Origin of the sequence: Mycobacterium asiaticum, assembly GCF_001673315.1 — a bacterium.
GTDB classification, from domain to species: domain Bacteria; phylum Actinomycetota; class Actinomycetes; order Mycobacteriales; family Mycobacteriaceae; genus Mycobacterium; species Mycobacterium asiaticum_B.
In genome coordinates this window covers 1-24,332 of record NZ_LZLQ01000082.1, presented here as the reverse complement: position 1 = coordinate 24,332, position 24,332 = coordinate 1, and the positions used below count along the sequence as shown (strand labels likewise).

Sequence of the window (24,332 nt, the reverse complement as noted above, 5' to 3'; positions counted from 1 at the left end):
ACGGGTGGTCGGCTTCCTGGGTGCCGTGCTGGTGCTGGCGAAACTGTGCGACGACGAAGGTTTATTCGAGGGCGCCGTGACGGACGCCGCGGTGGGCGCGGGAACCGACGCCGGTCCTGTGGCCGGTACGAGAGTCGGTACGGCGGGCGGCACGGCGGCGGGGGCTGGGGCCGGAATTGGCTGCGGTAGGGCGGCTAAGCCAGCCAGACCGGTGAGACCGCCCACGGAGGCCAACGGGGCGGCGGCTACCGGAAGCGCCGCCGCCAGCGCGGCGGGCTGACTCGTCAAGGTGAAGACCTCAGCCAGATGCGTCGGCCAGTCGAACAACTCGAGGCTCACCAGGTACTGGACGGCCAGCACCGGGTTGGTTTGCAGGTAGACGAAGAATTGCTGGAAATCCTCGCTGAGCTCCAGGGTTCGCGCCACCCAGAACGCCGCGATGGTCGGATCCGTGTAGTCGTCGTATTCCAGGCCATTGAGGGTGCCCGCCAAGGGATTCCAGTTATAGCCGAAGTTTCGCAGGATGTTTGCGACGAAGTCGTCGAACGGGTTGTCCACCAAGGGGTCGTGCGCGATGACGTCGTTCCCGATACCGAACTGTTTCAGTATCGCGTCCAGCTGTGGGTTGTTGATGAGGTTCTCGAACTGCGTGAGCGGGTTGGAGTTTAAGTCCGATTTCACGATGTCCGGTGCGGGCGGGTTGCCCGGCGCGGCGATCAGCGTGGCGTCGGACACGGCCTGGTAGCCACTCATTGCGGTGGCGGCTTGAACCCACATGCGGGCGTAGTCCGCCTCGTTCACCGCGATCGGAATGGTGTTGATGCCGAAGAAGTTCGTCGCCTGCAGTGCGCCGTGGGTGGCGTGGTTGGCAGCCAACTCGGCCAGCGTCGGCATGGCCGCCAACGCCGCCGCATAGGCACTGGCCACCACATCCTGCCGGGCAGCGTTCTCCGAACTCGCCTCGCCGGCTTGCCGCAGCCACGACAGGTACGGAAGGTGAGCGGTGACGTACGCCTCGGCGCTGGAACCTTGCCAGGCCTCGCCCTGAACCCCGCTCAACACCGTCACGAGATCGTCTGCCGCAGTTTCGTATTCAGTGCTCAAGGCTGCCCAAGCCCCCGCCGACGACAACAGCGCGCCGGGCCCCGGCCCGCTGCTAAGCAGCCCTGAGTGCACCTCCGGCGGCAACGCCATCCACACCGGATTCACGGCCTCACCCCATCTCAGCCGATTATTTGAGTCCCCTATATAATGAACATGATTTTCATTTGCAGCAAGTGGGCGAGCGCAACCGATGCCGCCCGGCGAGCGTGCGGGCGTACCATCTCGCCATGAGCCGAATCGGAACCTTTGCAGATGACGACGTCGCCGGCTGGATCCTCAAATCCCCTGAACTCGGCGGCGCCATGGCCAATTTCAGCCGAGCGGTCTACACCAGCAACCGGTTGCCGCTGCGCACCCGGGAGATCGCGCGCGCCGTGATCGCCAACAACAACGAGTGCGTGGTCTGCGCCAATACCCGCGACGCCGACGGGCCGGCGGCCGGTGTCGACGAAGACCTGTACGAACACGCCACTGAGTGGCGTAGCTGGCCTGGCTACAGCGAGCAGGAGCGATTGGCGGCCGAATTCGCGCACCGATTCTCCACCGATCACACCGCGCTGCGCGACGACGAAGACTTCTGGGAGCGCGCCAACGCACACTTCTCCGAGGAACTGTTGGCCGACCTGGCCATCTCGTGTGCGCTATGGGTGGGCATGGGCCGGGTGCTGCGGACCCTGGACATCGGCCAAGCGTGCAGGCTGACCCTGCCCAGCCGGGCCTGAGGACGACGAGCCCCCTCACGCCGGCCGGTGTGAGCGAAAGGCTCGAGGCCCAGGGCGTCGACACCGTTATCGGCACCGTCGTGAACCCCGCGGGGCTCACGCTCGCCAAAGCGGTGCCGGTCCGCCAGGCCGATACTTTCGCCGATCCCGGCCTGGGGGCCAGTCCCTCGTGGCATGCGTTCGCCATCGACCAAACCGGCATCGCGTTCACCGACGACGTCGGCGTGGTCGGCGATCAACGCCTGCGCATCGACGTGTCGGCGTTATGTGTCCTCGGTAACGGTCTGGCCTGGGCGCCCGCCGGATTCTTTGAGCTGAACGGTTCGCCGGTTGCGCTGTGCAGTCGAGGAACTCTCCGCCGAGTCGAGAACGCGTTGGCGCAGGCCGGCATCACCGCCGCCGTCGGCCACGAACTCGAGTTCGTGCTGGTCGATCCAGAGGGGCGTCGACTGCCCTCGACGTCGTGGGCTCAGTACGGTCTGGCCGGCATTCTCGAGCATGAGGCATTCGTCCACGCCGTAACCGTCGCCGCCGCGTCGGCCGGCCTGGCGATCGAGCAGTTCCATCCCGAGTACGGGGCCAATCAGTTCGAAATCTCCTTGGCACCGCAGTCACCGGTGACCGCTGGGGACCAGCTGGTCCTGCTGCGGATCATCGTCGCGCGCGCCGCCCGGCAACACGGATTGCGCGTCAGCCTGTCACCGGCGCCGTTCGCCGATGGCGTCGGATCCGGTGCCCACCAACATTTCTCGCTCTACCGACAACAGCAACCGTTGTTTTCCGGGGGCAGCGGACCCGGGGGCATGACGACGGCGGGGCAGTCCGCGGTGGCCGGGGTGTTGTGTCGCCTCGCCGACGCGCAGGGCCTGCTGTGCGGTTCGATCGTGTCTGGGCTGCGAATGCGGCCAGGCAACTGGGCCGGGGCGTATGCCTGCTGGGGTATCCAGAACCGTGAAGCCGCAGTTCGATTCATCGAAGCCGGTCCCGCCAACCCCCAAGGTGGAAACGTCGAGGTGAAAATCGTGGACCCGTCGGCCAACCCGTACTACGCGACAGCGGCCATTCTCGGGCTCGCGCTCGAGGGAATCACCAACGAAGCGACGCTGCCCCCCAAGGTGAAGAAGGACCCGGCCCAACTGTCTGAAGCGCAGCGCTGCGACGCCGGCATTGCGCTGCTGCCTGACAGTCAGCCGGATATTATTGCGGCATTGAATCATTCGTCACTGCTGCGGAAGCTACTCGGTGATTCGGTGATCGACATGGTGGTCGCGGTGCGCCGCATGGAGCACGACCGGTACGGCGAACTGGACCCCGAAGCGCTGGCCGGCAAGTTCCGAATGGCCTGGAGCCTATGACGACACCGCATGGCGACACGGGACTTGCGCACCACATCCGGCACGTGTCGCTGATCGATCAGCACGCGCATGGCTGCTGGTTGACGGCGGGGGACCGACGTCGCTTCGAGAACGCCCTCAATGAAGGCAACATCGAACCCCTCGCAGACTTCGACTCGGGTTTCGACAGCCAACTGGGTTTCGCGGTCCGCAACCATTGCGCTGAGGTGCTCGGATTGCCCAGACACGTTGACCCCGAGGCGTATTGGGACGCCCGCCACCGACTGAGCGAATCCGAACTGGCCCGCCTGTTCCTGCCTGCCGCCGGGGTGACTCGCTGGCTGGTGGATACCGGCCTGGACGCCGACGTGACGAGTGTCGGGGAGTTGACCGAGCTGTCCGGTGCCCGCGTGCATGAGATTGTTCGGCTCGAACAGGTCGCTGAGCAGGCCGCCGAGACCCCCGGTGATTACGCCGCGGCCTTCGAAGACATTCTGCAGCGGCGTGCCGCCTCGGCCGTGGGCGTCAAATCCATCCTCGCCTACCGCGGCGGGTTCGACGGTGATCTGACCGAACCTTCACCCGCAGAAGTTAGGAGGGCCGCCGCCCGATGGCGCGACAACGGCGGTGTCCGGTGCACCGATCGGGTGCTGCTGCGTTTCGGGTTGCATCAGGGTTTGCGGCTGGGCAAGCCGCTGCAGTTGCATGTCGGCCTGGGAGACCGCGATTGCGATCTGAATAAAGCCAATCCGCTTCTGCTGCTTGGCTTTCTGCGCCAAACCGGAAACACCCCGATCGTCTTGCTGCACTGCTATCCCTACGAGCGCGAGGCCGGGTATTTGGCGCAGGCGTTCAACAATGTATACCTCGACGGCGGGCTGACTGTGAACTTCCTGGGGGCCCGAGCGCCCGCGTTCGTCGCGCGGTTGCTCGAACTCGCGCCGTTCCGCAAGATCCTGTACTCGTCCGACGGCTACGGGCCGGCCGAAATGCACTTCCTCGGCGCTGCCTTGTGGCGCAGAGCCATGCAACGCGTTCTGCAGGACTTCGTCGACAGCGGAGACTGGTGTGAAAGCGACGCAATCCGGGTAGTCGACCTCATTGCATACCGAAACTCCGCCCGCGTCTACCACCTGGACGTGGGCCGACGCTAGGACAGGATCCAGAAATGGGCGTTGGCGAAGCCATGGAGTGGGCCCGTAAGCAGGTGACCTCCCGGGTTCCCAAAGCTGATCTCGATCAACGCGATCCGGATTATATTCGCGACCAATTGCCCGGCACCTGGCTGCTTGCGTCGCTCTACTTCAGGGCCGACGTGCGCGGATTGGACCGCATTCCCGCCGAGGGACCGGTGCTGCTGGTCGGCAATCACAGCGGCGGCAACGTTCCGCCCGACACCTTCGTGTTCACCCTCGCGTTCTGCTCGTACTTCGGCGTGGAGCGGCCCTTCTACCAACTGGCCCACAACCTCGTCGTATCCGCGCCGCCCCTGGGCTGGCTGCGAAAGTTCGGGACCGTCGCCGCGAATCACGAAAATGCTCGTTTGGCACTGGAATCCGGGGCCGCGCTGCTGGTCTATCCCGGCGGGGACTATGAAGTGTTCCGGCCCTCGTGGGAACGGCACAAGGTCGACTTCGGCGGGCGGATGGGCTACGTGCGGCTGGCCCGCGAAGCGGGCGTGCCCATCGTCCCGGTGGCCAGCGTAGGGGGTCAGGAGAGCGCTTTATTCCTCAACCGCGGGCAGTGGCTAGCTAAACTCCTGATGGCCGACAAGTTGTTGCGACTCAAGAGCATTCCGATATCGCTGGCTTTCCCGTGGGGTCTGAACATCAGTGATCTGGCGGGCCATATTCCACTACCCACCAAGATCGTCATCGAGGTGCAGGATCCAATTGAGGTCGACGGGGATGACCAGGCGGTGCATGACAAGGTGATGGAGAGTCTGCAGGGCGGCGTGGATCGGTTGGCCGCGCAACGTCGATTTCCGGTGCTGGGCTGATGCGCGTCGAACGCCGGTGCGTGATCAAGACCGACCGCGACGCGGTGTGGAAGATCGTCAGCGACCCGGACACCTACCCGTCCTTCATGAGCAACCTGGAGCGGTGGGAGGCGGCCAACGACCAGCCGCCCGGCGTCGGCGCCCGCTACATCGTGCACTGGAAGATCGGCTCGGTACCGATCGGCGGCCTGATCGAGGTGGTGGAATTCGACGACAACCGCGATGTGGCGTTCGTCGGCATCACCGGAGTGACGCTGCGCGGCCGGATCCGGCTACGGGACGGCAACGACGGCGAGACGAAGGTGACGTTTCGGCTGTCCTACCAGGCACCGGGCGGGATACTTGGCTACATCGCGGATCGAATCGCGGTACGCCAAGTGGGGCGCACGCTGTCGGGCACGCTGAAACGCCTGAAGGCACTCGCCGAGGACTAGCTGACGGCTAACGGTCAGACCCAACCGGCCGCGTTGGAAGCCTCTACTCCGCCGAGGTCGACTTTAAGGTCAACAGGCGGCGAATCAACGTGATCTGCGCCGTGCAGCCGTCGCGCTCGCCATGAGCGCGGCGGATCGCCTCAAAGCGATCCCGTCAAGTCCTCACACCAAAGCGGTAGCGTCGAAAATCCAGCTCTGGTCCGCGCCGGCGAGGTTCTCGAAATGATTGGGCGGCGCGAAGGCCACCAGACTGTTGAAGTCCCAATAGTCTTTCCACACAGAGATTTTGCCGTCCAGGACTTTGTGCACCGTGACGAACTTGAGCACGCCTGTCTCGCCGGTTTGGAACGTCCAGGTCTCCGAATGCTCGTAGATGACGTCGGCGCCGTTCGAGGCCAGCACACCGTCGTGATTCTCGTAAGAAGCGAGTTGCTCGAGTCCGATCTTCAAGCGTGTCACGATGTCGTCGGGACCACGCGCAGCCAGAGCCGGCATCGGCATGTCGACGTACAGACAGTCGCCCGACAGGAACGACTTGACCGCATCCCAGTCCCGCTGCGACAGCGCCTGCCACATCCCGACTACCACCTCTTCCGGCGCAGGCGCAGCCGCAGAAACCTCTGTCATGCGGTCAATTAACCTTGCCGCCGCTCGGGTGTCAACCGTGACGGCGCGGCGCAAACCCGCTCGTACGCCCCCGAGCGCGCCGGTCCCAGCGTCACCGGCAGCGTCGACCAGCCACGCAGCACACGGGTACTGCGCCGGCGCCCGGCACCCGCCGCCTGCACCTCGGGGAAATGGTCGAAGAACGTGCGCAATCCAACCTCGCCCTCGGCGCGGGCCAACGCGGCGCCCAGGCAAAAGTGGCGGCCCGTCGAAAACGAAAGATGCTTGCCGGCATTGGGGCGTTCGATGTCGAAGCGATGCGGTTCGGCGAACACAGACGGATCCCGGTTGGCCGCGGCCAAGTAGATCACCACCATCTCGCCCTTCCTGATCGGCACGCCGGCTACTTCGACATCGTTGCCGGCCACTCGAGCGGTGAGCTGCACCGGCGAGTCGAACCGCAGAATCTCCTCAACCGCGTTTGGCCACAACTCCGGGCGAGCCCGCAGCTTCTCGAGCTGTTCGGGGTGGTCCAGCAGTAGCCGAATCCCGTTGCCCAACAGGTTGACTGTCGTCTCGAAGCCGGCGACAAGCACCAACCCGGCGACCGCCTGCAATTCGGTCTCGTCGAGATAGCTTTCGGCGTCACCACTTTCAGCCGTCTGAATCAACTGACTCATCAGGTCGTCACCCGGCGCACGCCGCAACTGCCCCAGATGTTCGACGAGCCAAGTGTTGAAGCCGGCCACACCCCGTTGCACTCGCTGGTACTGGCGCCAGGGGAGTCCGACGTCCAGGCTGGGCGCGGCCAGTTCCCCGAATTCCAAGACGCGCCGGCGGTCGTATTCCGGGACCCCGAGGATCTCGCTGATCACGGTGATCGGAAGCTGGGCACAGTAGCGTCCGACGATGTCGACGGTGCCGGACCGATCGGCGAGTTGATCCAGCAGCCCCGCCGCCGTGTGCTCGACTCTGTCGCGCAGGGCATTGACGGCTCGCGAGGTGAACACTGCGGAGACCGTTTTGCGGTAGCGGGTGTGGTCGGGCGGTTCCACCGCCAGCAGCGACGGCGGGCGCATCGGGTGCAGGCGATTATCGCGGGTGCGTCGCTCTAGCCAACGCAGCGGCGCGGGCAGGTTGTCTCCGAAGGCGATGACGTGAAAGTCGTCCGAGCGCAACAGATCATGGGCGAGACGCTGGTCGACGGCCATGTAGTTCGCGCGGTTACGGACCAGCGGACCGTGCCGCTGTACCTCGTCGTAGAAGGGCACCGGGTTGTCGCCCAGCGTCGGGTCCGCAATCAACCGGGCTTGCAGGTCGCCTCGCCGGATTCCGACAGTGGCGATCCCGCGGATCACCCCATGCATGGCGAACCAGTGCAGTCGGTCCTTCACCGTCAGCACTCGGCGCTGATCTTGAAGTCTGTCGTCACGACCTTGTTGGGGTTGTCGGTGGCGATGCCGGAGGCGCTGCCAGTGATGGTGTAGGCGTTCTTCGACACGTCGACGCGCGCGTCGCCGACCCCGCCCCGGTAGTAGCTTCCGGTGAATCCGCCGATGTTGCGAATTTTGACGAATTGCGGCAGTACGCGGTCCCCGCTCATCAGCACCACCGCCTGCAACTGGCCGTCCCGGTCACGGATGTCGATGGTTCGGTACGACTCGATCTGGCTGCACGACGGCGGACGCGTGGTGAGTGCGTTGCCGTCGATGGTCACCCGCGCGGCTTTGCGGGGCACGGTCTGGGTGTCGCCGCATCCGGAGACGGCGCCGGCGACGGCCACTGCCATTGCCGCCACTGCGACCAATCGGTTCTGCACCAGCCACCTCCGTATCGGGCCCCGTATGTGCGCAGAAGACATTATGTCTGTTGCGGGTTCATCCTGGGCAGAGCTTTGTGGATGCCTTTTCGGACGAACTCGGGGCTCACGCCCTTAAGCCGGTCGAGCCAGCGGATGCTGTTGGGCACATACCAGTGCAAGCGGGTCGGGTGGTGATAGGCGCGAAACGCCGCCTCGGCGACGCTGGAGGCCGGCATCAGCCGGAACATGCCCCGTTTGGGTGCTGCAGCCCGCAACTCCTCCGGGGACATGTGCCCGGTGTCCTCCGGTGAACGCTGTCCGGAGTGTTGAGGGGTCGAGGTGAGGATGGGGGTGTCGATCAGTCCGGGCAGCACGTCGGCTACCCGCACTCCGTGCCGCTGCCATTCCACGCTCAGCGCTTCCGTCAGCCCTTTGACCGCATGTTTGGTCGCCGAATAGACGGCGATGCGGGGCATCCCGTAGGTGCCGGCAGACGACGATGTGGAGAACATCAGGCTGCCCGGGGATTGCTTCAGGTAGGGGAGCGAGCCGTAGGCGCCGGCCAGGACCGCTTTGAAGTTCACGTCGACGACGCGCATGGCGTCCTCGTACGGCACGTCCTCGAACCAGCCGCCCTCGCCGATGCCGGCGTTGTTCCACATCATGTCGAGTCCGCCGCCGGCGTTGCCGGCACAGAAGTCCGCCAACGCCGCATCAAGTGCGGCTTTGTCGGTCACGTCGACGGCTCGCGTCCACAGCCGGACACCCAACTCCACGGTGAGGGGGGCCAGGCCTTCGTCGTTGCGGTCCACTGCGCCGACTCGCCAGCCCTTGGCGTGGAACAGCTTTACACCCTCGCGGCCTATCCCGCTGCCGGCGCCGGTGATGAAAATTGTCTTCATCGGTGGAGTTCAGCCGCCCCTCAGCCTGCTTCGACCAGGTCTTTGATCCGGGTCAGCGTCTTGGTCATGTCCCGGATGTTGCGCCGTCGGCGGAGGAAGCCACCGAACACCAGGTAGACCTTATTCAACGGTGACGGAGCGAGTCGGAAAGACTCGGTCACGTCCGTCCCGTCCCCCGCTGGGGCCAACCGATAGTGCCAGTTGTTCACCACCCGGTCGCCGAGCAGTACAGCAAACCCGAATTCACGCCCGGGCTCGCAGGCCGTCACTTCGCAGGTGGTCCAGTACACCGGGCCGATCTCGTTGCGGCGGACGTGCCCGCGGAAGCGGGCGCCGAGTTCGGGGCCGGTTGCGCCGTCCAGCCACTCGGCCTCAAATGTTTCCGGCGAGAACCGCCCGGTATTTCGAATATCAGCAATCAATTCCCAGATTTTGTCCGCTGGCGCCGCCATATGGACCGTCGCTGAACCCTCCATAGAAGAATCCAAACACGCCGACTGTAACGAAACCACCCCGGCTCCCGATATTCACTGTTTGGGCATGAAGATTCCGATGATCTGGGTGAGGGTCTGCTGGAACTGCTGACCGGGTTGAGGCAGTTGCGCAGTACCGGGAGTGGCACCGGCGGCCTTGGAGCACTTCGGCCAGGCCCCTGGCCCCTGGCCGGCCAGGACCCGGTTGGCTACGGCGATTTGTTGCTGCTTGGAGGCTTTTGCCGGGTTTCCGGTGCCGCCGTATTCCTCCCACGTGGCCTGCTTGAATTGGAGCCCGCCGTAGGCGCCGTTACCGGTGTTCGCGGCCCAGTTGCCGCCGGACTCACACTGTGCAACGGCTTCCCAGTTCATGGAGTCCGCCTCGGCGACGCCCGTCGAGAACGACATACCCACTGCTACGAAACCGGCGGTCATAACCGACTTGATGAAGGGCTTGGCGGTGTGCGTCATGTCCGGCATTTCGCCGGCTGTAGTCAAAGCGTTACCGACTAGAAGAAATTATGAGATTGACCGTCTACCGCTTCGAGATTGGCGCAAACCCTGTTCAGCCCGGCAATTCAGGCCGGCGATTACCCCTGGCAGTACGACCGCGTGGCGGCGTCGAGGGCTCGTTGATAGAGGTCGTCGAACCCGCGGACACGACGGACCGCTTCCCGTGCCTCCTCGACCCTGTACTGGCACGACGGGGAATGCAGCAAACTCCAATTAAGCGATACCTGAGATAAAATCTTAGTGTTCAAGGCATCGATCAGCGCCCGGGACGCCGAAAGATCCGGAGGGGACGGGGGCACGGCGGCACCATCGAGCTTCCACTGCGCGAATCTGCTGTACTCGACGGCTTCGGTGGCTCTGACCTGATCGCTGAAGATCCTGGCGACGTAGTCCGGGTCGATGTCCAGTGCGGTGGCGTCCGCTCGCAACGTTGCCAACTCCTGGTCAACCCGGGCGGAATCCTCGATGGCGGTATGTGTACCCCATTTATATGCGGCGACCGGTTCGGCAACCTGTAGTCGCTCGGCGGCCGCGTCTATCAAGACGGTCAACGGACCGGAATCGTCGGCGCTCGCCAGCGGCGCGGTGGCCAGCGCGGTCACCAGTATTGCTACGAAGCGGGCCTTAGCCACTGTGCGCGTCGACAGTCACGATCGCCTCGATCACGGCGGCCGGGTTGTCCAAGGACACGAATGTCCTTGCCCCGGGGACTTCGATCATCGTCGAATTCGGGAACAGCGCAGCCAGTCGCCTGCCCAACTCTGGGGTGAAGCATCGGTCCCGCATGCCCCACACCAGGGTGACCGGTTGGGTGAAGCGCGAGAACCGGGTCGCGACATCAGTCAGATCCGTGGCCGCGACCTTGCGCAGCAACCCCGCGAGGTCGCGGCAGATGCGCGGATCGTCGCGGCAGGGCGCGAGCCACGACTCGGTCAGTTCGGGGTCACGATCGCTCAATAACAGACCGAAACCGAGAGGGGAGTGGCGTAGTGCCGCCACGTTCATCATCGCGAATAGCGTCTTTATCGATTTCGGGCCGCGTAGTAACGCAAAAACAAGCCAGAACGGGAATGGCGGAAACTTGTCGAACGCATCGCAGTTGGTGAGCACCAGGCGGCCGATCCGGCCGGGATGTGCGTCTATGACGAACTGACACAATGCTCCGCCGGTGTCATTGCCCACCAGGGTTACTTCGGAAAGGTCGAGGGCGACCATGAATTCGTTGATCATCGCGGCGATCCCGGCCGGCGAAAGATCGGCGCCCTCGGCCGCTGGAATGGTGTGCGCGCCCAGCGGCCAAGTGGGCAGATAGCACCGATATCCCATGCCGGCCAGACCGTCGGCGACGCGATCCCAAAGCCGTTCGTCGACCAGAATGCCGTGCACGAATAGCACTGGGGGGTGCGGCGAATCCGCCGGGCCCACGACTCGATAGGAAACGGTTGCATGCGTGAGTGTGGCCTGAGGCATCCCGGTTATCCTTCGGAAAATGAACTTACGAACCCCCAGTACGTAAGTTACGTGCAGGTTGTATGAAAGTCAACGATGTCGGAGAAGACGGCAAGGCACCGATTCGCCCTGCGGGACCCGGATTGGCTGCGTTCGAAGCCGGCCCGGGCCTTGATCGCCGGTGCGCTCGCGATCTCGTTGACATTCGGTGGGATCTTCGTATCGGTGGACCGGCTCCATTCCACACCGGCTGACGCCCTCAGCCGCCCGGACACGGCCACCGACGAACAAAGCCAGGCGCAGGCCCTCGGCGCGGCCCAGCGACTTGTCAGCGTCGCACGACTACATCCCACGACAGCCGGCTATCTATTGATGTCATGCGCGGGACGCGACGATCCGCCTTACCAGGGCGCGATTCATCTGACTTTCGCACTGCCCGCCGGCACGAGCGCCCACACCTACTTGCCAGCCGTTGTCGACACACTGGTCTCCGACGGATGGACCGAGGGTTCGCCGCCGGGCGGCCACGCGTTCGGCAGCACACTGTCAAAGCACGCGGTCACCGCGATCGTCTATCGACATGACACGAACCCGGCCATGGGCGTACTGCGCATTTACGGAGAGTGCCGGAACATGAACGATCACCGAAACGACACCACGGGGTGGGTCGATGTCACCGGTCAGGTCGGCTCAGCCCCTTGAATGCACTACTGCGCTTGACGGCGGTTGCCGTCAAGCGCAGTAGTTGCAGTGCTAGTGCGGGTCGGTCTCAGCGAGCGCCCAGTGCGCCCTGCAGGTCGCCCTTCATGGCAACCAGCTGCGCGCCCCAGTACTCCCAGCTGTGCGTGCCGTCATTCTGGAAGTTGAACACCGCGTTGTGGCCACCGGCCCCGTTGTAGGCGTCCTGGAACTTGATGTTGCTGCTGCGGACGAAGTTCTCCAGGAACTCGGCCGGCATGTTGGCGCCACCGAGTTCGGTGGGCTTGCCGTTACCGCAGTAGACCCACAAGCGCGTGTTGTTGGCGACCAGCGTCCCGACCTGAACTGTCGGGTCGTTGCGCTGCCACGCGGGGTCGCTCGAGGGGCCCCACATGTCGGAAGCCTTGTAACCCCCCGCGTCGCCCATGGCCAGGCCGATCAAGGACGGGCCCATGCCCTGGGACGGGTCCAGCAGCGCCGACAACGAGCCGGCGTAGATGAACTGGGCGGGGTGGTAAGCCGCCAGGATCATGGCCGAGGAACCGGCCATGGAAATGCCGACCGCGGCGCTACCGGTGGGCTTGACGCTCTTGTTGGCTTGGAGGTAGGACGGCAGCTCGCTGGTCAGGAAGGTCTCCCACTTGTAGGTGGTGCAACCGGCCTTGCCACAGGCGGGGTTGTACCAGTCGCTGTAGAAACTGGACTGGCCACCCACCGGCATGACAACCGACAGGCCCGACTGGTAGTACCACTCGAAGGCGGGAGTGTTGATGTCCCAGCCGTTGTAGTCGTCCTGGGCACGCAGGCCGTCGAGCAGGTAAACGGCAGGAGAGTTGTCACCGCCGCTCTGGAACTGCACCTTGATGCTGCGCCCCATCGCCGCCGACGGCACTTGTAGGTACTCAACTGGCAGGCCCGGTCGGGAGAATGCTCCCGCGGTCGGCGCGCCACCGGCGAGTCCGATCAGGCCCGGCAGGGTCGCAGCCGCAGCTGCACCGACCAGGAGTCGACGACCCCAGGCCCGTATCTTCCCGCTCACCTCTGTCATAACCTGTGCCCCTTTTTCCTTATATCTCTTGCTCCGGCCAGAACTTACCGTGTGAATAGGCCAAATGTCGATTCGGACGCAAACACATTTCAGTTCAATATCGGTCGCCTTCGCGGGCCCAGCAACTGTGTTACTGCGTCCCCGCGGGTTGACCGCATCCGTTATAGCTCGGCGTTCACCCGCACAAACGCGACACACGCCGCGGCGTTATGCACGCGTTATGCACTTGGGACCGGGCAGAGTCAGTGCCGGGAGCAAAACCCTATTCCGTTCCGCTAGCCAATTTGACCGGCGATACTCCACTTGCGGGCGGCGCGACGAGCAACCAACCCCAGAATTGCCGTCGGCGTAAATTCACGTTTGGCAAGATCCTGGGGCGCCTCAAGCCCGGCCTGACGGTTTCCGGACCGGCGCAGCCGAACTTGCACCGACCGCGTAGGCTCGCTCGAAGCAAGCCGACGGAGACACGCCATCCCCGAGCCGTTCCGGCACCCACGCGTCCCGCACCTGCCCCTTGGTGCGACTGGCATCGCTGAGAGTGTGGCGGGCTCGGGAGACGATTGAGGTGCGAGATTGGAAACGGTACTTGGGCTGTCGGTGACACCGACCGCGGTCGGTTGGATCCTCGCCGAAGGACACAGCGCCGAGGGCGCAATTTTGGATCACCACGAACTGCACCTGCAGGCAAGCGGTGAGAGCGGTCGTCATTTCGGTCAGGGTGTGCGGGTCACGCACACCGCGGAGCAGGTGGCGGCCGAAGTGTTGCGAGCCCGGGACGTAGCGGTCGCCGACGACCACCGGCTGCGTGTGGTCGGCGTGACGTGGAGTGACGAGGCCTCGGCTCAGGCCGCACTGCTGCTGGAGGCACTGACCGACGCCGGCTTCGACAACGTGGTACCCGTGCGGTTGCTCGACGCCGTTGAGACGCTGGCGCAGGCCATCGCCCCGGTGATCGGCTACGAGCAGACAGCCGTGTGCATCCTCGAGCAGGAATGGGCGACCGTGGTCATGGTCGACACGCATGATGGGCACACGCAGACGGCGGTCAAGCACGTTCGCGGCGGGTTGGACGGCCTGACGTCCTGGTTGACCGGGATGTTCGACCGGAGTTCCTGGCGACCGGGCGGGGTGGTTGTCGTCGGATCCGAAGGAGATGTCAACGAGTTCTCCTGGCAGCTGGAGAAAGTGTTGCCGGTTCCGGTGTTCGCCCAGACCATGGCACAGGTGACCGTGGCACGAGGCGCGGCGCTGGCGGCGGCTCAGAGCACCGAGTTCACCGATGCCGCATTGGTGGCCGATTCCGTTGCCCCGGCTGCGACCACGCCCACGCGTTCACGGCAGTATGCCGGCGCAGCGACCACACTGGCCGCCGCCGCGGTCACCTTTGTCGCGTCCGTCTCGCTGGCGGTGGGAATGCAACTGGCGCCCGGCAAGAACTTCGCCCACGCCGCTCGCCCTGTCGTGCACACGTCGACGCCGCCGGTCGCGGAAGCGCAGACACCCCGGCCCGTTCCACCGGCGGCCGTCCCCGCGGCCACGCCGCCCCTGCCGCCGCAGCAGGAACCCGTGCGGTTGACCGCCGGCGAGCAGGTCGAGGAACCCGCGCCGGCCGGACAACCTGATGACGAAGCCACGCCCGAACCCGCGCCCGGCAACGGCCCGCTCCGCTTGAGTCGGGTGCTCGAACACATTCCCGGCAGTTACGCCGAACCGGGGCGCCCACCGGAATAGTCGTCAGTCGTTTTTGCTTCGGCGCGCCGAGAACACCACAGTTACATCGTCAGCGACGCGCAACGCCCCGACCAGCATTGAATAGGGTTTGACGCCGAAATCCGTCTGACGAACCACTGATTCGGCGGCGAGCGCCCAATGATCGCCGCAATCGTCGAGGCGGAGGTCGACTGCGTGTGCACGTGTCTTGCCTCGGACGTTCAGCGTGCCGTCCAGTCGGTAGCCGTCGACAGTTTTTTCGATGACGTCGGCAGTGAACCGGACTTCGGGAAATCGCTTGGCCGACAGCGACTTCAGCGCGTTCGAACGCACCAGCGCCTGTTCCGGACCGGACAGACCCTTGACGCCGCCTTCGCCACGCAGCACCTCCAGCGAGTCCACCGCGACCGTCAGCTCTGCCCACTCGGGTTGGCCGTCAGACCAATTGACGCTGGCTTGCCATCGCGACATCGTGAGAGTGAGCCGATGGCCCATCCGTGCCGCGCGACCCGCGACCCCGGTGCGCAGGATCAACTCGCCGTCGTCGGCATTCAGGTTCCACAAGTCGGTCATCGGCCGACCGAAGTCACGCCGTCAAGACAGTGCGGTAGTGCGCGCGCCCCTCTTCCAACGCTGCGTAACCCTCGGCGGCCTGCTCCAGCGGTAACTCGTCGATCCACGCCCGCACACCTGACAACAGCGCGAAATGCATTGTCTCCTCGACATCTTTCGCAGTCCCGGAGGGATGGCCGATGATGCTGAGCCCCGGGGTTATCAGCTGGACCGGGCTGATCGGCAGTGGCTCGGGCGTGACCCCGATGGTGACCAGTTCGCCCTGGGGGAGCAGCCCGCCTACCGTGTCGGCCATGGCCTGCGAGTTCCCGGCGGTGGCAAGCACAACCGCCACTCCGCCCAAGGTGCGCAGCGCTTCGGAGACATTGACGCTGGTGGAATCGATGTAGTGATGAGCGCCCAGTTTCTTGGCGTCACCGGCCTTTTCGGTGCCGCGCGCGATCGCGATGGTTTCGAAACCCATTGCCCGGGACCACTGCACCCCGAGGTGGCCCAGACCGCCGACACCGAGGATCGCCACCCGGTCACCGGCGCGTGCCCGGGTGTGCCGCAGCGCGTTGTAGGTGGTGACCCCGGCACACCCCATCGGCGCGGCTTCGGCGTCTGAAAGTCCCGCTGGAATCCGCGCCAGTGCGGTCTCAGGCACCCGCACCGACTCCGCGTAGCCGCCGGGATACTGCCAGCCGGGCACCTTTGCATTGGCGCAGTGAATGAAAATGCCTTTACGGCACGGGTCGCAATGGTTGCAGTTGCCGCCGAACCATCCCACGGCGACACGGTCCCCGACAGCGAATTCCTCGACGCCTTCGCCGAGTTCGGCTATGGTACCGGCTATTTCGTGCCCAGGGGTAAGCGGCCAAGTCATATCCGGGAACCCGCCGTGGACGAAATGCGCGTCGGTGCCGCAGATGCCACAAGCGCTGACCTTGATACAGACCTCACCGCGTCCGGGTGCAACGGTGTCGACATCGGTGAGTTCCAGGGCTGCGCCGGCAGACGCAACCTGCACAGCTCTATGGGTAGCCATGTGTTTGCCTCTTCAGTTGTGAATGTCAGTGGGATACCGGGCATTGTTCGCCCGGCGCGGTCCCGTTGGTGTGATAGTCGACCTGCCAGTGCTTGATCCCGTTGAGCCACCCAGATCGCAGCCGCTCGGGCTTGCCGACGGATTCCAGATCGGGCATTGCGTCGGCGATCGCATTGAACATCAGATCGATCGTCATCCGGGCCAGGTTCGCTCCGATGCAGTAGTGCGCTCCGGTCCCGCCGAATCCGACGTGCGGATTGGGATCGCGCTTGATGTTGAAGGTGAACGGGTCGTCGAACACGTCCTCGTCGAAATTGGCTGAGCGGTAGACCATTACCACCCGCTGGCCCTGCTTGATCTGTACGCCGGACAACTCGTAATCCTCCAGCGCGGTGCGCTGGAACGACGTGACCGGGGTAGCCCACCGGACGATTTCGTCAGCGGTGGTGACGGGACGCTCGCGCTTGTACAGCTCCCACTGGTCCGGGAAATCAGTGAAGGCCATCATGCCCTGGGTGATCGAATTGCGGGTCGTCTCGTTACCGGCGACTGCAAGCAGGATGACGAAGAACCCGAATTCGTCGTCGGACAACTTGTGTCCGTCGACGTCGGCTTCGATCAGCTTGGTGACGATGTCGTCGCCGGGGTTCTGGGCCCGGTCGGCCGCCATCTGCATGGCATACATGATCAACTCGACCGAGGCGGCAATGGCGTCATTGGAGGCGAATTCGGGGTCCTGGTCACCGACCATCTGATTGGACCAGTGGAACAGCTTCATCCGGTCTTCCTGCGGCACACCCAGCAGGCCGGCGATCGCCTGCAACGGCAGCTCGCAGGAGACCTGTTCGACGAAGTCACCGGAACCCTGTGCGGCGGCGTTTTCGACAATCCGTTTGGCGCGCTGGCTGAGGTCCTCGCGCAGTCGCTCTACGGCGCGGGGTGTGAAGCCGCGGGAGATGATCTTGCGCAGCCGGGTGTGGTGCGGGGCGTCCTGATTGAGCAGGACGAACTTGCCGCGCTCGATCTGCTCACCGACAGTGCCGTCCTTGTAACGCGGCAGAGCCGTCTTCGCCAAGCTGGAGAACACGTCACTGCGCCGGGAGATCTCTTTGACGTCCTTGTGTTTGGTCACCACCCAGAAGCCGCCGTCGTCGAAACCGCCCGCCCCGACGGGCTGCTCGTTCCACCAGATCGGCGCCGTCCGCCGGAGTTCGGCCAGCTCTTCGACGGGCAGCCGCTCGGCATGGATGTCGGGGTCGGTGAAATCGAACCCTGGCGGCAGATTCGGCTTGGCTTGCGGTTCGGCTGGCATCGTTGACAAGGCCTACTCCTCATACACCGTGGACTTGTTGTCTCGTGCCAATGATCCATTGCAACATCACCGTTGGGAAGCTCTGACCGAAAAGAGGGCCAAGCTGCGACTGCGCGGCGGATCTGCCCTTGTGACACCAGTAGCAATCGTTATGCTCTTATCACCATCGGCGCCATGAAGGAGTCCCCATGATTCGCGAATTGCTCACCGCCTCCGCGATCGCGGGCGCGGGTATCGGTCTGGCGCCGGTAGCGAGTGCGGACAACGGTCGCTGGGAAGGCGACGTGCCGGGCATGAACTACGACGCTTCGCTGGGTGCGCCGTGCGACAACTACGAGCGCTTCATCTTCGGGCGCGGTCCCAGCGGCCAGGCAGAGGCGTGCCACTTCCCGCCACCGAACCAGTTCCCGGCGGCCGAGACCGGATACTGGGTGATCTCCTACCCGTTGCGTGGCGTCCAGCAGATCGGCGCGCCGTGTCCCGGCCCCAGAGTTGCCGCGCAGTCTCCGGCCGGGTTGCCGATGCTGTGCCTGGGTGCGCAGGGGTGGCAAGAAGGTTGGTTCACCGGAGCCGGGTTCTTTCCGCCCGAGCCGTGATCGAGTCTCCGATTCCGCGCTGGTTACGGTTTGTCCTTGCGTCCGACCGGGCGGGGTCCGCGTGGTACATCGGCGCCGGGTTCTTCTTCGCGCCGGTCCTGGCCGTTGTCTCGCCATGGCCGACGGTGACGACCGCGCTGTGGTGGGTGATCGGGCTGGCCGGCCTCTGGCTGGGCCTACTGGGTATCGCAATGGCGGTGGAACTGGCTCGGGTTCTGTTGTCCGGCAAGGAAATTCCCGAGGAATACTGGCGCACCCTGGTCGACTACTGAGCACCGCGCCGAGCGGGGACGGTGGGACGCGTCAGCCGCGATTAAAGTCATAGCGACCGTCCGTCAACGAACAGGAGACACCCTAATGGGCTTCGATCCCAAAGATGCCGTGGACGCCGTCCGCGACATCGCTACCAACGCCGTGGAGAAGGCTTCCGACATCGTCGAGCACGCAAGCGACATCATCCGTGGTGACATCGCCGGCGGCGCCAGCGGCATCGTGCAGAACTCCATCGAAATCGGTACGCACGCGGTGGACCGGGTGAAGGAAGTGTTCACCGGCAGGGACGACGAACTCGACTAGACACCGACGGGCCAACGCCCGCCGCCGTCAGACCGCGGCGGCGGCGTTGAGTTCGTCGAGCCTGTTCGTTGCCTCCAGGTACTCCTGCACCCAGCGCTCGATCACGGTCGAAGTCTTCTCCACTTTCTGGAACTGACCGACCACCTGTCCGACCGGGTTGAACGCCACGTCGACGGACTCGTTGGGGTACCTGTTCGTGGCTCGAACCGCCATGCCGGACACCATGTACTGCAACGGCATGCCGAGCGGCTTCGGGTTGTCCGGCTGCTCCCACGCCTCGGTCCAGTCGTTGCGCAGCATCCGGGCCGGCTTGCCGGTGAACGACCGGCTGCGGACCGTGTCACGGCTGCCGGCTTTGATGTAGGCGGCTTGTTGCACCGGGGTGTTGGAGGACTCCTCGACCATCAGCCACTGCGAGCCGGTCCACGCACCCTGGCAGCCCAGTGCCAGCGCGGCGGCGATTTGCTGACCGCTGCCGATACCGCCTGCCCCGAGGACGGGGATCGGCGCCACCTCCCGCACAACTTGCGGCCACAGCACGATCGAGCCCACCTCGCCGCAGTGGCCACCGGCCTCGCCGCCCTGCGCGATGATGATGTCGACGCCGGCGTCGGCGTGCTTGCGCGCCTGCGACGGCGATCCGCACAACGCTGCCACCTTGCGACCTGCGTCGTGGATGTGCTTGATCATCTCGGCCGGGGGCGTGCCCAGCGCGTTGGCGATCATCGTCACCTTCGGGTGCTGCAGCGCCACTTCCACCTGGGGGGTGGCGGTCGCTTCGGTCCAGCCCAGCAACTGCAGGCTGTCCCCGTCGCTCTCGTCGACCGGGACACCGTGATCGGCCAGGATCTTCTTGCCGAAGTCCAGATGCTCCTGCGGGACCATCGACCGCAGCGTGTTGGTCAGTTCTGCGGCGGACAGGTGCGAATCCATGCCCTCGTACTTGTTCGGGATGACGATGTCGACGCCGTAGGGGTGGTCGCCGATGTTCTCGTCGATCCACTTCAACTCGATCTCGAGCTGCTCCGGGGTGAAGCCGACGGCACCCAGCACGCCGAAACCACCGGCTTTGCTGACGGCAACTACGACGTCGCGGCAGTGGGTGAAAGCAAAGATCGGAAACTCGATACCGAGTTCGTCACATAGGGCGGTGTGCATGCCTGCTCCTAGGAAGCTTGACCGAGCGGAAAAACTGCAACGTGTTCTAGTTTAGTACGAGCGCCGGCTGTGCGGCCAGTGAGGTCCCGTGAGTCGCGACTAATACCTGTCAGAGAACCGGCCGCGAACTGGCCGGGGAGCCAACGGCAGCCGGCACCCCTCAGGTGCTTTTGCGCTTCAACTTGGCCTGGCAGTTGGGACAGACGAAGGATGTCTCGCGCACTGAGACGCTGTGCACGTGCCGGCAGGCGTGACACCTGACTTTCGTCTTCTTCTCCTCGGGCACGTGCTGCTCCTCGGGCACGTGCTGCCCCTCGGGCACGTGCTTCTCCTCGGGCACGTGCTTCTCCTCGGGCACGTGCTTCTCCTCGGGCAGGGGGGTGTCCTCTGCCTCCCGTACCACTGCGCTGGGCTGCGCCGACGGTTCGGGCGCCCCGTCCATCCGGGTGGCGTCGCGCCGGAACAAATAGATGCCGGCCACCTGCTCGCCGTCGGCGACCCAGCCGGCGTGCTCCAGTCGCCATCCCGCGTCCTCGATTCGACCCAGCGTCGCACCGGTAGTTGCGGCGTGCGCAAGCTGAATCTGGAAGAACTCGTCGCCGCGGCCGAACGCTTCAATGGCGCGATCTTGCATCGACACGCTCGACGGTTGCTTCACCACTGCGTTGCCGGCACGGCGCGGGGCGGCCGTCTTCTGCCCGAATAGACCCATTGGTTAGCTCTCCGTACACATCGACCGACACATCGACCAAGCCTGAGTCCTGCCCTGTCAAGCGGAACCTACGCCCGGCGCCCGTGCGGTCTTGATCGGGGTGTGATCCCGCGGGTAGCGTAGGGCTGCCAATTACGAAACTTGTCGTAGCGTAATTGCACACCACCCGAAAGGATCGCACTCGATGCGCAGCCGGTACGCCGGGCAACCCTTCACCACCTCGACGTCGGAGATCGCCGCGGCACTGGAAGACGTCAGCATCCCGACGTTGTTGCTATCGCTGGTGCACATCACCGGCGACCCGCGATTCATCCGCGACTACAAGCAGATGGGTGTTTTCCTCAACGAGGTGCAGGGCTTCATGTCCGAGGAGGACAAGGCCCGGGCCCGGGCGGAGGCGCTCAGCGTGCTCACCGAGTACCGGGATCGTGGTTGCCCCGAACCGGAAAAACTGAGCGCCGAACTGATCCGCGAGATGCTGGATTGGGCTGCCTGCGAGCATGTTCCGGATGATTATGTGCCGTTGGCCCTGGAAGAGATGGACCTCGAGGGTGCCGATCCGCGCCGCCCGGTGATGCTGCCCTCCGAGAACACGGCCGAATTTCCCGTCCTGGTCATCGGCTGCGGCGAGTCCGGCATCTTGGCCGGTCTCCGCCTGAGGCAGGCCAACATTCCGTTCACCATCGTCGAGAAGAATCCGGGGCCAGGCGGAACATGGTGGGAGAACAGTTACCCCGGCGCTCGGGTGGACGTCGCGAACCACTTCTACTGCTATAGCTTCGAACCGAACAACGACTGGACACACTTCTTCGCCGAGCAACCCGAACTACAGCAGTACTTCACCGAGGTGATGGCCAAACATGATCTGGCCGAGCATGTTCGGTGGAGCACCGAGGTGGTCTCCGCGGAATGGCAGGACCACGATGGCAACTGGGCAGTCGAACTGCGCGCGCCCGACGGCCACACCAGCACGGTGCGAGCCCGCGCGGTGATCACCGCGGTCGGTCAGCTGAACCGGCCGTACCTGCCCGAATTCGTCGGCGCCGACACCTTTGCCGAGCCGTCGTTCCACTCCGCGGCCTGGGATCATTCCGTCGATCTGACAGGCAAGCGCGTGGCACTGGTCGGCGCCGGCGCCAGCGGCTTTCAGATCGCGCCCGCGATCGCCGCGGACGTCGAACATTTGACGGTGTTCCAACGCACCGCGCAGTGGATGTTTCCCAACCCGATGTACCACGACCAGGTCGGCGAGGGCGTGCGCTGGGCGATGCGCCACCTGCCGTTCTACGGGCGGTGGTATCGCTTCCTCTTGCTGTGGCCCGGCGCCGACAAGGGGCTCAACGCCGCGCGAGCCGATCCGAACTACGCCGACCAGGACTACGCGGTCAGCGACATCAACGCCGCCGCCCGAATGATGTTCAGCCAGTGGATCACCAGTCAGTGCGGCGAGGACGACGCGTTGCTGACCAAGGTGATGCCCGACTATCCGGCCACCGGGAAGCGCACATTGCAGGACAACGGCAGCTGGCTACAGACGCTGCAACGCGACAACGTCGAACTGGTCCGCACCCCGATCCAGCGCATCACCCCGCGCGGCATCGTCACCGAGGACGGTGTGACGCACCAGGTCGACGTCATCGTGTACGCCACCGGATTTCGGCACACCGACGTGCTGTGGCCGTTGAAGATCATCGGCCGCAACGGGATTCAGCTGCATGAGCGGTGGGGCAGCCGACCGCATGCCCATCTGGGCATTACCGTTCCAGGGTTCCCCAATCTGTTCCTCATCTACGGTCCAGGCACGCATCTGGCGCACGGTGGCAGCCTGATCTTCCAATCCGAGCTGCAGATGCGTTATATCAACCTGTGCCTGCAGCGGATGGCCGAAGAGCACATCGTTGCGCTGGAGCCCACGCCAGAAGCGACCACCCAGTGGCACCAGCGCACGCAGGCCGAGATCAAGCAGATGGTGTGGTCACACCCCGCGGTCAAGCACTCCTATTTCAAGAACGCCGATGGCGAGATCCACACCGTGAGTCCATGGCGGCTCAACGAGTACTGGGCGGCGGTGCGCGCCCCCGACTGGTCCGATTTCATTCTGCGACAGGGGAATTGAGCACGATGCGTACGGTAGTCGTCGACGGGCCCGCCAGCATCCGGGTGGATACCCGTCCCGATCCCGCCCTGACCGGTCCGGACGGCGTGATCGTCGCGGTGCGCGCCGCCGGCATCTGCGGTTCCGATCTGCACTTCTACGAGGGTGACTATCCCATGGCCGAACCGGTGGCCCTCGGCCATGAAGCCGTCGGCACCGTGGTCGAAGCCGGGCCCGAGGTGCGCACCGTGAAGGTCGGCGACGAGGTGCTGGTGTCGTCGGTGGCCGGGTGCGGCGCGTGCCCCGGGTGCGCCACCAACGACCCGGTGATGTGCTACTCCGGTTTGACCATCTTCGGCGGCGGTGTCCTGCCCGGCGCGCAAAGCGATCTGCTCGCAGTGCACGCCGCCGACTTCCAGGTCCGCAAGATCCCCGAGGGCATCAGCACCGAACAGGCGTTGCTGCTCACCGACAATCTGGCTACCGGGTGGGCGGCGGCCCAGCGCGCCGATATCCCGTACGGCGGCACGGTTGCGGTAATCGGTCTGGGTGCGGTCGGCTTGTGCGCATTACGCAGTGCACTTGTTCAGGGCGCCGCAACGGTTTTCGCCATCGACCGCGTCGAGGGCCGCTTGCAGCGCGCCGCGCAGTGGGGCGGCACACCGATCACGGCGCCGGCCACCGAAGCGGTGCTTGCCGCGACGGGCGGACGGGGTGCGGATGCGGTGATCGACGCCGTCGGCACCGACGCCTCGATGACCGACGCGCTGTCAGCGGTGCGACCTGGGGGAACCGTATCCGTGGTCGGGGTGCATGACCTGCAGCCGTTCCCGTTTCCCGCCCTGATGTCGCTGATCCGCAGCATCACCTTGCGGATGACCACCGCGCCGGTACAGCGCACCTGGCCGGAGCTGATCCCGCTGCTGCAGTCGGGCCGACTGGACGTCGAGGGCATCTTCACCACCACGCTGCCCCTGGACGAGGCGGCCAAGGCGTATGCGACCGCCGCGGCACGCTCCGGTGACGACGTGAAGGTTCTGCTGACGCCATAGGCGTGCTGTGGCAGCATAGGCGTATGCGCTGTGCCGCACTACAACTCGAGGCCGTGCCGGCAGACGTCGACGCCAACCTGGCCACCACGGAACGTCTCGTCGAGCAGGCGGTTTCGGCGGGCGCGGAAACGATCGCGTTGCCGGAGTTCTTCACCACCGGAATTGGTTTCTGGCCCGAACTAGCCGACGCCGCGCTGCCGGTGGACGGTAAGGCAACCGAACTGCTGCTCGGCCTCGCGCGGCGCCACGGGGTGATGCTCGGCGGTTCCCTGCTGATCCGCGATACCGACGGAGATGTCCGCAATGCGTACCTGCTGGTCACTCCGGACGGGGTGGCCGGCCGTCACGACAAAGACCTTCCGACGATGTGGGAGAACGCCTTCTATGTCGGCGGCCACGACGACGGTGTCATCGAGACGGGTGAGCTGACGGTGGGC

The 24,332-nt window shown here is 64.9% G+C and carries 27 protein-coding genes and 2 pseudogenes; 14 read left to right on the top strand and 15 right to left on the bottom strand.

All coding sequences use genetic code 11. The features are described 5' to 3' along the window. A pseudogene (locus A5636_RS27265) lies at positions 1–76 on the top strand (hypothetical protein); the annotation flags it as partial. On the opposite strand, the pseudogene A5636_RS27865 reads toward A5636_RS27265, so the two are convergent. Continuing rightward, positions 58–1,194, bottom strand: a pseudogene (locus A5636_RS27865) (PPE family protein); the annotation flags it as partial. The pseudogenes A5636_RS27265 and A5636_RS27865 sit on opposite strands and share 19 nt — an antisense overlap. A gap of 137 nt (positions 1,195–1,331) precedes the next feature. Between A5636_RS27865 and A5636_RS12855 the strand changes: the two are divergent. Genes A5636_RS12855 through A5636_RS12835 form a run of 5 tightly spaced genes read left to right on the top strand, consistent with a single transcriptional unit; the run spans position 1,332 to position 5,593 of the window. Further along, on the top strand, positions 1,332–1,826 hold the full coding sequence (locus A5636_RS12855; protein WP_065159031.1) for a carboxymuconolactone decarboxylase family protein: 495 nt from the start codon (positions 1,332–1,334) through the stop codon (positions 1,824–1,826). Then, positions 1,823–3,181 (top strand): glutamine synthetase family protein, encoded by a 1,359-nt coding sequence (locus tag A5636_RS12850; protein WP_065159030.1) that lies wholly within the window; start codon positions 1,823–1,825, stop codon positions 3,179–3,181. The genes A5636_RS12855 and A5636_RS12850 overlap by 4 nt, the downstream gene beginning before the upstream one ends. Further along, positions 3,178–4,314, top strand: a complete 1,137-nt coding sequence (locus A5636_RS12845; RefSeq protein WP_065159023.1) for an amidohydrolase family protein — start codon at positions 3,178–3,180, stop codon at positions 4,312–4,314. Before A5636_RS12850 ends, A5636_RS12845 begins: the two co-directional genes overlap by 4 nt. A 14-nt stretch (positions 4,315–4,328) precedes the next feature. Beyond that, positions 4,329–5,159: a lysophospholipid acyltransferase family protein gene (locus A5636_RS12840; RefSeq protein ID WP_065159022.1), complete on the top strand. Its 831-nt coding sequence runs from the start codon at positions 4,329–4,331 to the stop codon at positions 5,157–5,159. After that, positions 5,159–5,593, top strand: coding sequence for an SRPBCC family protein (locus tag A5636_RS12835; RefSeq protein ID WP_065159021.1), 435 nt, complete (start codon positions 5,159–5,161; stop codon positions 5,591–5,593). The genes A5636_RS12840 and A5636_RS12835 overlap by 1 nt, the downstream gene beginning before the upstream one ends. Positions 5,594–5,755: 162 nt before the next feature. On the opposite strand, the gene A5636_RS12830 is transcribed toward A5636_RS12835, so the two are convergent. The 8 genes from A5636_RS12830 to A5636_RS12795 form a co-directional block, all read right to left on the bottom strand. After that, positions 5,756–6,220: a limonene-1,2-epoxide hydrolase family protein gene (locus A5636_RS12830; RefSeq protein ID WP_065159020.1), complete on the bottom strand. Its 465-nt coding sequence runs from the start codon at positions 6,218–6,220 to the stop codon at positions 5,756–5,758. A gap of 8 nt (positions 6,221–6,228) precedes the next feature. After that, entirely contained in the window at positions 6,229–7,593 is a 1,365-nt protein-coding gene (locus A5636_RS12825) for a cytochrome P450 (RefSeq protein WP_065159029.1), read from the bottom strand. A 2-nt stretch (positions 7,594–7,595) separates the two neighbouring features. After that, positions 7,596–8,018, bottom strand: a complete 423-nt coding sequence (locus A5636_RS12820; protein WP_065159019.1) for a lipoprotein LpqH — start codon at positions 8,016–8,018, stop codon at positions 7,596–7,598. A gap of 41 nt (positions 8,019–8,059) precedes the next feature. Beyond that, complete coding sequence (locus tag A5636_RS12815; RefSeq protein ID WP_065159018.1) at positions 8,060–8,902, bottom strand: SDR family oxidoreductase; 843 nt, start codon at positions 8,900–8,902, stop codon at positions 8,060–8,062. Positions 8,903–8,922: 20 nt separating this feature from the next. Further along, positions 8,923–9,378 carry an SRPBCC family protein gene (locus A5636_RS12810; RefSeq protein WP_065159017.1) on the bottom strand — a complete coding sequence of 152 codons (456 nt, stop codon included), beginning with the start codon at positions 9,376–9,378 and terminating at the stop codon, positions 8,923–8,925. A gap of 51 nt (positions 9,379–9,429) precedes the next feature. Next, positions 9,430–9,846: a transglycosylase family protein gene (locus tag A5636_RS12805; protein WP_065159027.1), complete on the bottom strand. Its 417-nt coding sequence runs from the start codon at positions 9,844–9,846 to the stop codon at positions 9,430–9,432. Between the two features lie 119 nt (positions 9,847–9,965). Beyond that, positions 9,966–10,535, bottom strand: coding sequence for a chorismate mutase (locus A5636_RS12800; RefSeq protein WP_081287761.1), 570 nt, complete (start codon positions 10,533–10,535; stop codon positions 9,966–9,968). Then, positions 10,513–11,358: an alpha/beta fold hydrolase gene (locus tag A5636_RS12795; protein ID WP_065159016.1), complete on the bottom strand. Its 846-nt coding sequence runs from the start codon at positions 11,356–11,358 to the stop codon at positions 10,513–10,515. Before A5636_RS12795 ends, A5636_RS12800 begins: the two co-directional genes overlap by 23 nt. Before the next feature lie 75 nt (positions 11,359–11,433). On the opposite strand from A5636_RS12795, the gene A5636_RS12790 reads away from it, so the two are divergent. Further along, positions 11,434–12,039 carry a hypothetical protein gene (locus A5636_RS12790; RefSeq protein WP_155763788.1) on the top strand — a complete coding sequence of 202 codons (606 nt, stop codon included), beginning with the start codon at positions 11,434–11,436 and terminating at the stop codon, positions 12,037–12,039. A 67-nt stretch (positions 12,040–12,106) separates the two neighbouring features. On the opposite strand, the gene ag85B is transcribed toward A5636_RS12790, so the two are convergent. Beyond that, a complete protein-coding gene (gene ag85B, locus A5636_RS12785) occupies positions 12,107–13,084 on the bottom strand; it encodes a diacylglycerol acyltransferase/mycolyltransferase Ag85B (RefSeq protein WP_065159015.1) in 978 nt (325 codons plus the stop codon). A 573-nt stretch (positions 13,085–13,657) separates the two neighbouring features. Between ag85B and A5636_RS12780 the strand changes: the two genes are divergently transcribed. Continuing rightward, complete coding sequence (locus tag A5636_RS12780; RefSeq protein ID WP_065159013.1) at positions 13,658–14,815, top strand: DUF7159 family protein; 1,158 nt, start codon at positions 13,658–13,660, stop codon at positions 14,813–14,815. Positions 14,816–14,818: 3 nt separating this feature from the next. Here A5636_RS12780 and A5636_RS12775 read toward each other — a convergent pair whose 3' ends face one another. The 3 genes from A5636_RS12775 to A5636_RS12765 are packed head-to-tail and all read right to left on the bottom strand — an operon-like array spanning position 14,819 to position 17,706. After that, entirely contained in the window at positions 14,819–15,367 is a 549-nt protein-coding gene (locus A5636_RS12775; protein ID WP_065159012.1) for a YceI family protein, read from the bottom strand. 13 nt (positions 15,368–15,380) lie between these two features. Beyond that, the gene (locus A5636_RS12770) at positions 15,381–16,394 is read right to left on the bottom strand and encodes an alcohol dehydrogenase catalytic domain-containing protein (protein ID WP_065159011.1); all 1,014 of its coding nucleotides are present in this window, start codon (positions 16,392–16,394) and stop codon (positions 15,381–15,383) included. 25 nt (positions 16,395–16,419) lie between these two features. Then, complete coding sequence (locus tag A5636_RS12765) at positions 16,420–17,706, bottom strand: cytochrome P450 (RefSeq protein ID WP_065159010.1); 1,287 nt, start codon at positions 17,704–17,706, stop codon at positions 16,420–16,422. 188 nt (positions 17,707–17,894) lie between these two features. Between A5636_RS12765 and A5636_RS12760 the strand changes: the two genes are divergently transcribed. From A5636_RS12760 to A5636_RS12750, 3 genes are all read left to right on the top strand, one after another. After that, on the top strand, positions 17,895–18,302 hold the full coding sequence (locus A5636_RS12760; protein ID WP_065159009.1) for a hypothetical protein: 408 nt from the start codon (positions 17,895–17,897) through the stop codon (positions 18,300–18,302). Then, on the top strand, positions 18,299–18,574 hold the full coding sequence (locus A5636_RS12755; protein WP_065159008.1) for a hypothetical protein: 276 nt from the start codon (positions 18,299–18,301) through the stop codon (positions 18,572–18,574). The genes A5636_RS12760 and A5636_RS12755 overlap by 4 nt, the downstream gene beginning before the upstream one ends. Positions 18,575–18,659: 85 nt before the next feature. Continuing rightward, a complete protein-coding gene (locus tag A5636_RS12750; protein WP_065159007.1) occupies positions 18,660–18,878 on the top strand; it encodes an Rv1893 family protein in 219 nt (72 codons plus the stop codon). 27 nt (positions 18,879–18,905) lie between these two features. Here A5636_RS12750 and A5636_RS12745 read toward each other — a convergent pair whose 3' ends face one another. Both A5636_RS12745 and A5636_RS12740 read right to left on the bottom strand, forming a co-directional pair. Then, on the bottom strand, positions 18,906–20,036 hold the full coding sequence (locus A5636_RS12745) for a nitronate monooxygenase (RefSeq protein WP_065159006.1): 1,131 nt from the start codon (positions 20,034–20,036) through the stop codon (positions 18,906–18,908). Between the two features lie 160 nt (positions 20,037–20,196). After that, complete coding sequence (locus A5636_RS12740; RefSeq protein ID WP_065159005.1) at positions 20,197–20,748, bottom strand: hypothetical protein; 552 nt, start codon at positions 20,746–20,748, stop codon at positions 20,197–20,199. Positions 20,749–20,932: 184 nt separating this feature from the next. Between A5636_RS12740 and A5636_RS12735 the strand changes: the two genes are divergently transcribed. From A5636_RS12735 to A5636_RS12725, 3 genes are all read left to right on the top strand, one after another. Next, complete coding sequence (locus A5636_RS12735) at positions 20,933–22,864, top strand: flavin-containing monooxygenase (RefSeq protein WP_065159004.1); 1,932 nt, start codon at positions 20,933–20,935, stop codon at positions 22,862–22,864. Between the two features lie 5 nt (positions 22,865–22,869). Beyond that, positions 22,870–23,895: an alcohol dehydrogenase catalytic domain-containing protein gene (locus A5636_RS12730; protein WP_065159003.1), complete on the top strand. Its 1,026-nt coding sequence runs from the start codon at positions 22,870–22,872 to the stop codon at positions 23,893–23,895. 23 nt (positions 23,896–23,918) lie between these two features. Beyond that, the coding region (locus tag A5636_RS12725; protein ID WP_172827228.1) for a carbon-nitrogen hydrolase family protein at positions 23,919–24,332 on the top strand (414 nt) is incomplete at its 3' end.

Coding starts and splice junctions, on each gene's coding strand:
- A5636_RS12805 (WP_065159027.1), bottom strand. CDS start 9,846: ATGACGCACACCGCCAAGCCCTTCATCAAGTCGGTTATGACCGCCGGT.
- A5636_RS12790 (WP_155763788.1), top strand. CDS start 11,434: ATGTCGGAGAAGACGGCAAGGCACCGATTCGCCCTGCGGGACCCGGAT.
- A5636_RS12770 (WP_065159011.1), bottom strand. CDS start 16,394: ATGGCTACCCATAGAGCTGTGCAGGTTGCGTCTGCCGGCGCAGCCCTG.
- A5636_RS12775 (WP_065159012.1), bottom strand. CDS start 15,367: ATGACCGACTTGTGGAACCTGAATGCCGACGACGGCGAGTTGATCCTG.
- A5636_RS12745 (WP_065159006.1), bottom strand. CDS start 20,036: ATGCACACCGCCCTATGTGACGAACTCGGTATCGAGTTTCCGATCTTT.
- A5636_RS12815 (WP_065159018.1), bottom strand. CDS start 8,902: ATGAAGACAATTTTCATCACCGGCGCCGGCAGCGGGATAGGCCGCGAG.
- A5636_RS12795 (WP_065159016.1), bottom strand. CDS start 11,358: ATGCCTCAGGCCACACTCACGCATGCAACCGTTTCCTATCGAGTCGTG.
- A5636_RS12735 (WP_065159004.1), top strand. CDS start 20,933: ATGCGCAGCCGGTACGCCGGGCAACCCTTCACCACCTCGACGTCGGAG.
- A5636_RS12855 (WP_065159031.1), top strand. CDS start 1,332: ATGAGCCGAATCGGAACCTTTGCAGATGACGACGTCGCCGGCTGGATC.
- A5636_RS12760 (WP_065159009.1), top strand. CDS start 17,895: ATGATTCGCGAATTGCTCACCGCCTCCGCGATCGCGGGCGCGGGTATC.
- A5636_RS12810 (WP_065159017.1), bottom strand. CDS start 9,378: ATGGAGGGTTCAGCGACGGTCCATATGGCGGCGCCAGCGGACAAAATC.
- A5636_RS12840 (WP_065159022.1), top strand. CDS start 4,329: ATGGGCGTTGGCGAAGCCATGGAGTGGGCCCGTAAGCAGGTGACCTCC.
- A5636_RS12765 (WP_065159010.1), bottom strand. CDS start 17,706: ATGCCAGCCGAACCGCAAGCCAAGCCGAATCTGCCGCCAGGGTTCGAT.
- A5636_RS12835 (WP_065159021.1), top strand. CDS start 5,159: ATGCGCGTCGAACGCCGGTGCGTGATCAAGACCGACCGCGACGCGGTG.
- A5636_RS12740 (WP_065159005.1), bottom strand. CDS start 20,748: ATGGGTCTATTCGGGCAGAAGACGGCCGCCCCGCGCCGTGCCGGCAAC.
- A5636_RS12830 (WP_065159020.1), bottom strand. CDS start 6,220: ATGACAGAGGTTTCTGCGGCTGCGCCTGCGCCGGAAGAGGTGGTAGTC.
- ag85B (WP_065159015.1), bottom strand. CDS start 13,084: ATGACAGAGGTGAGCGGGAAGATACGGGCCTGGGGTCGTCGACTCCTG.
- A5636_RS12730 (WP_065159003.1), top strand. CDS start 22,870: ATGCGTACGGTAGTCGTCGACGGGCCCGCCAGCATCCGGGTGGATACC.
- A5636_RS12750 (WP_065159007.1), top strand. CDS start 18,660: ATGGGCTTCGATCCCAAAGATGCCGTGGACGCCGTCCGCGACATCGCT.
- A5636_RS12845 (WP_065159023.1), top strand. CDS start 3,178: ATGACGACACCGCATGGCGACACGGGACTTGCGCACCACATCCGGCAC.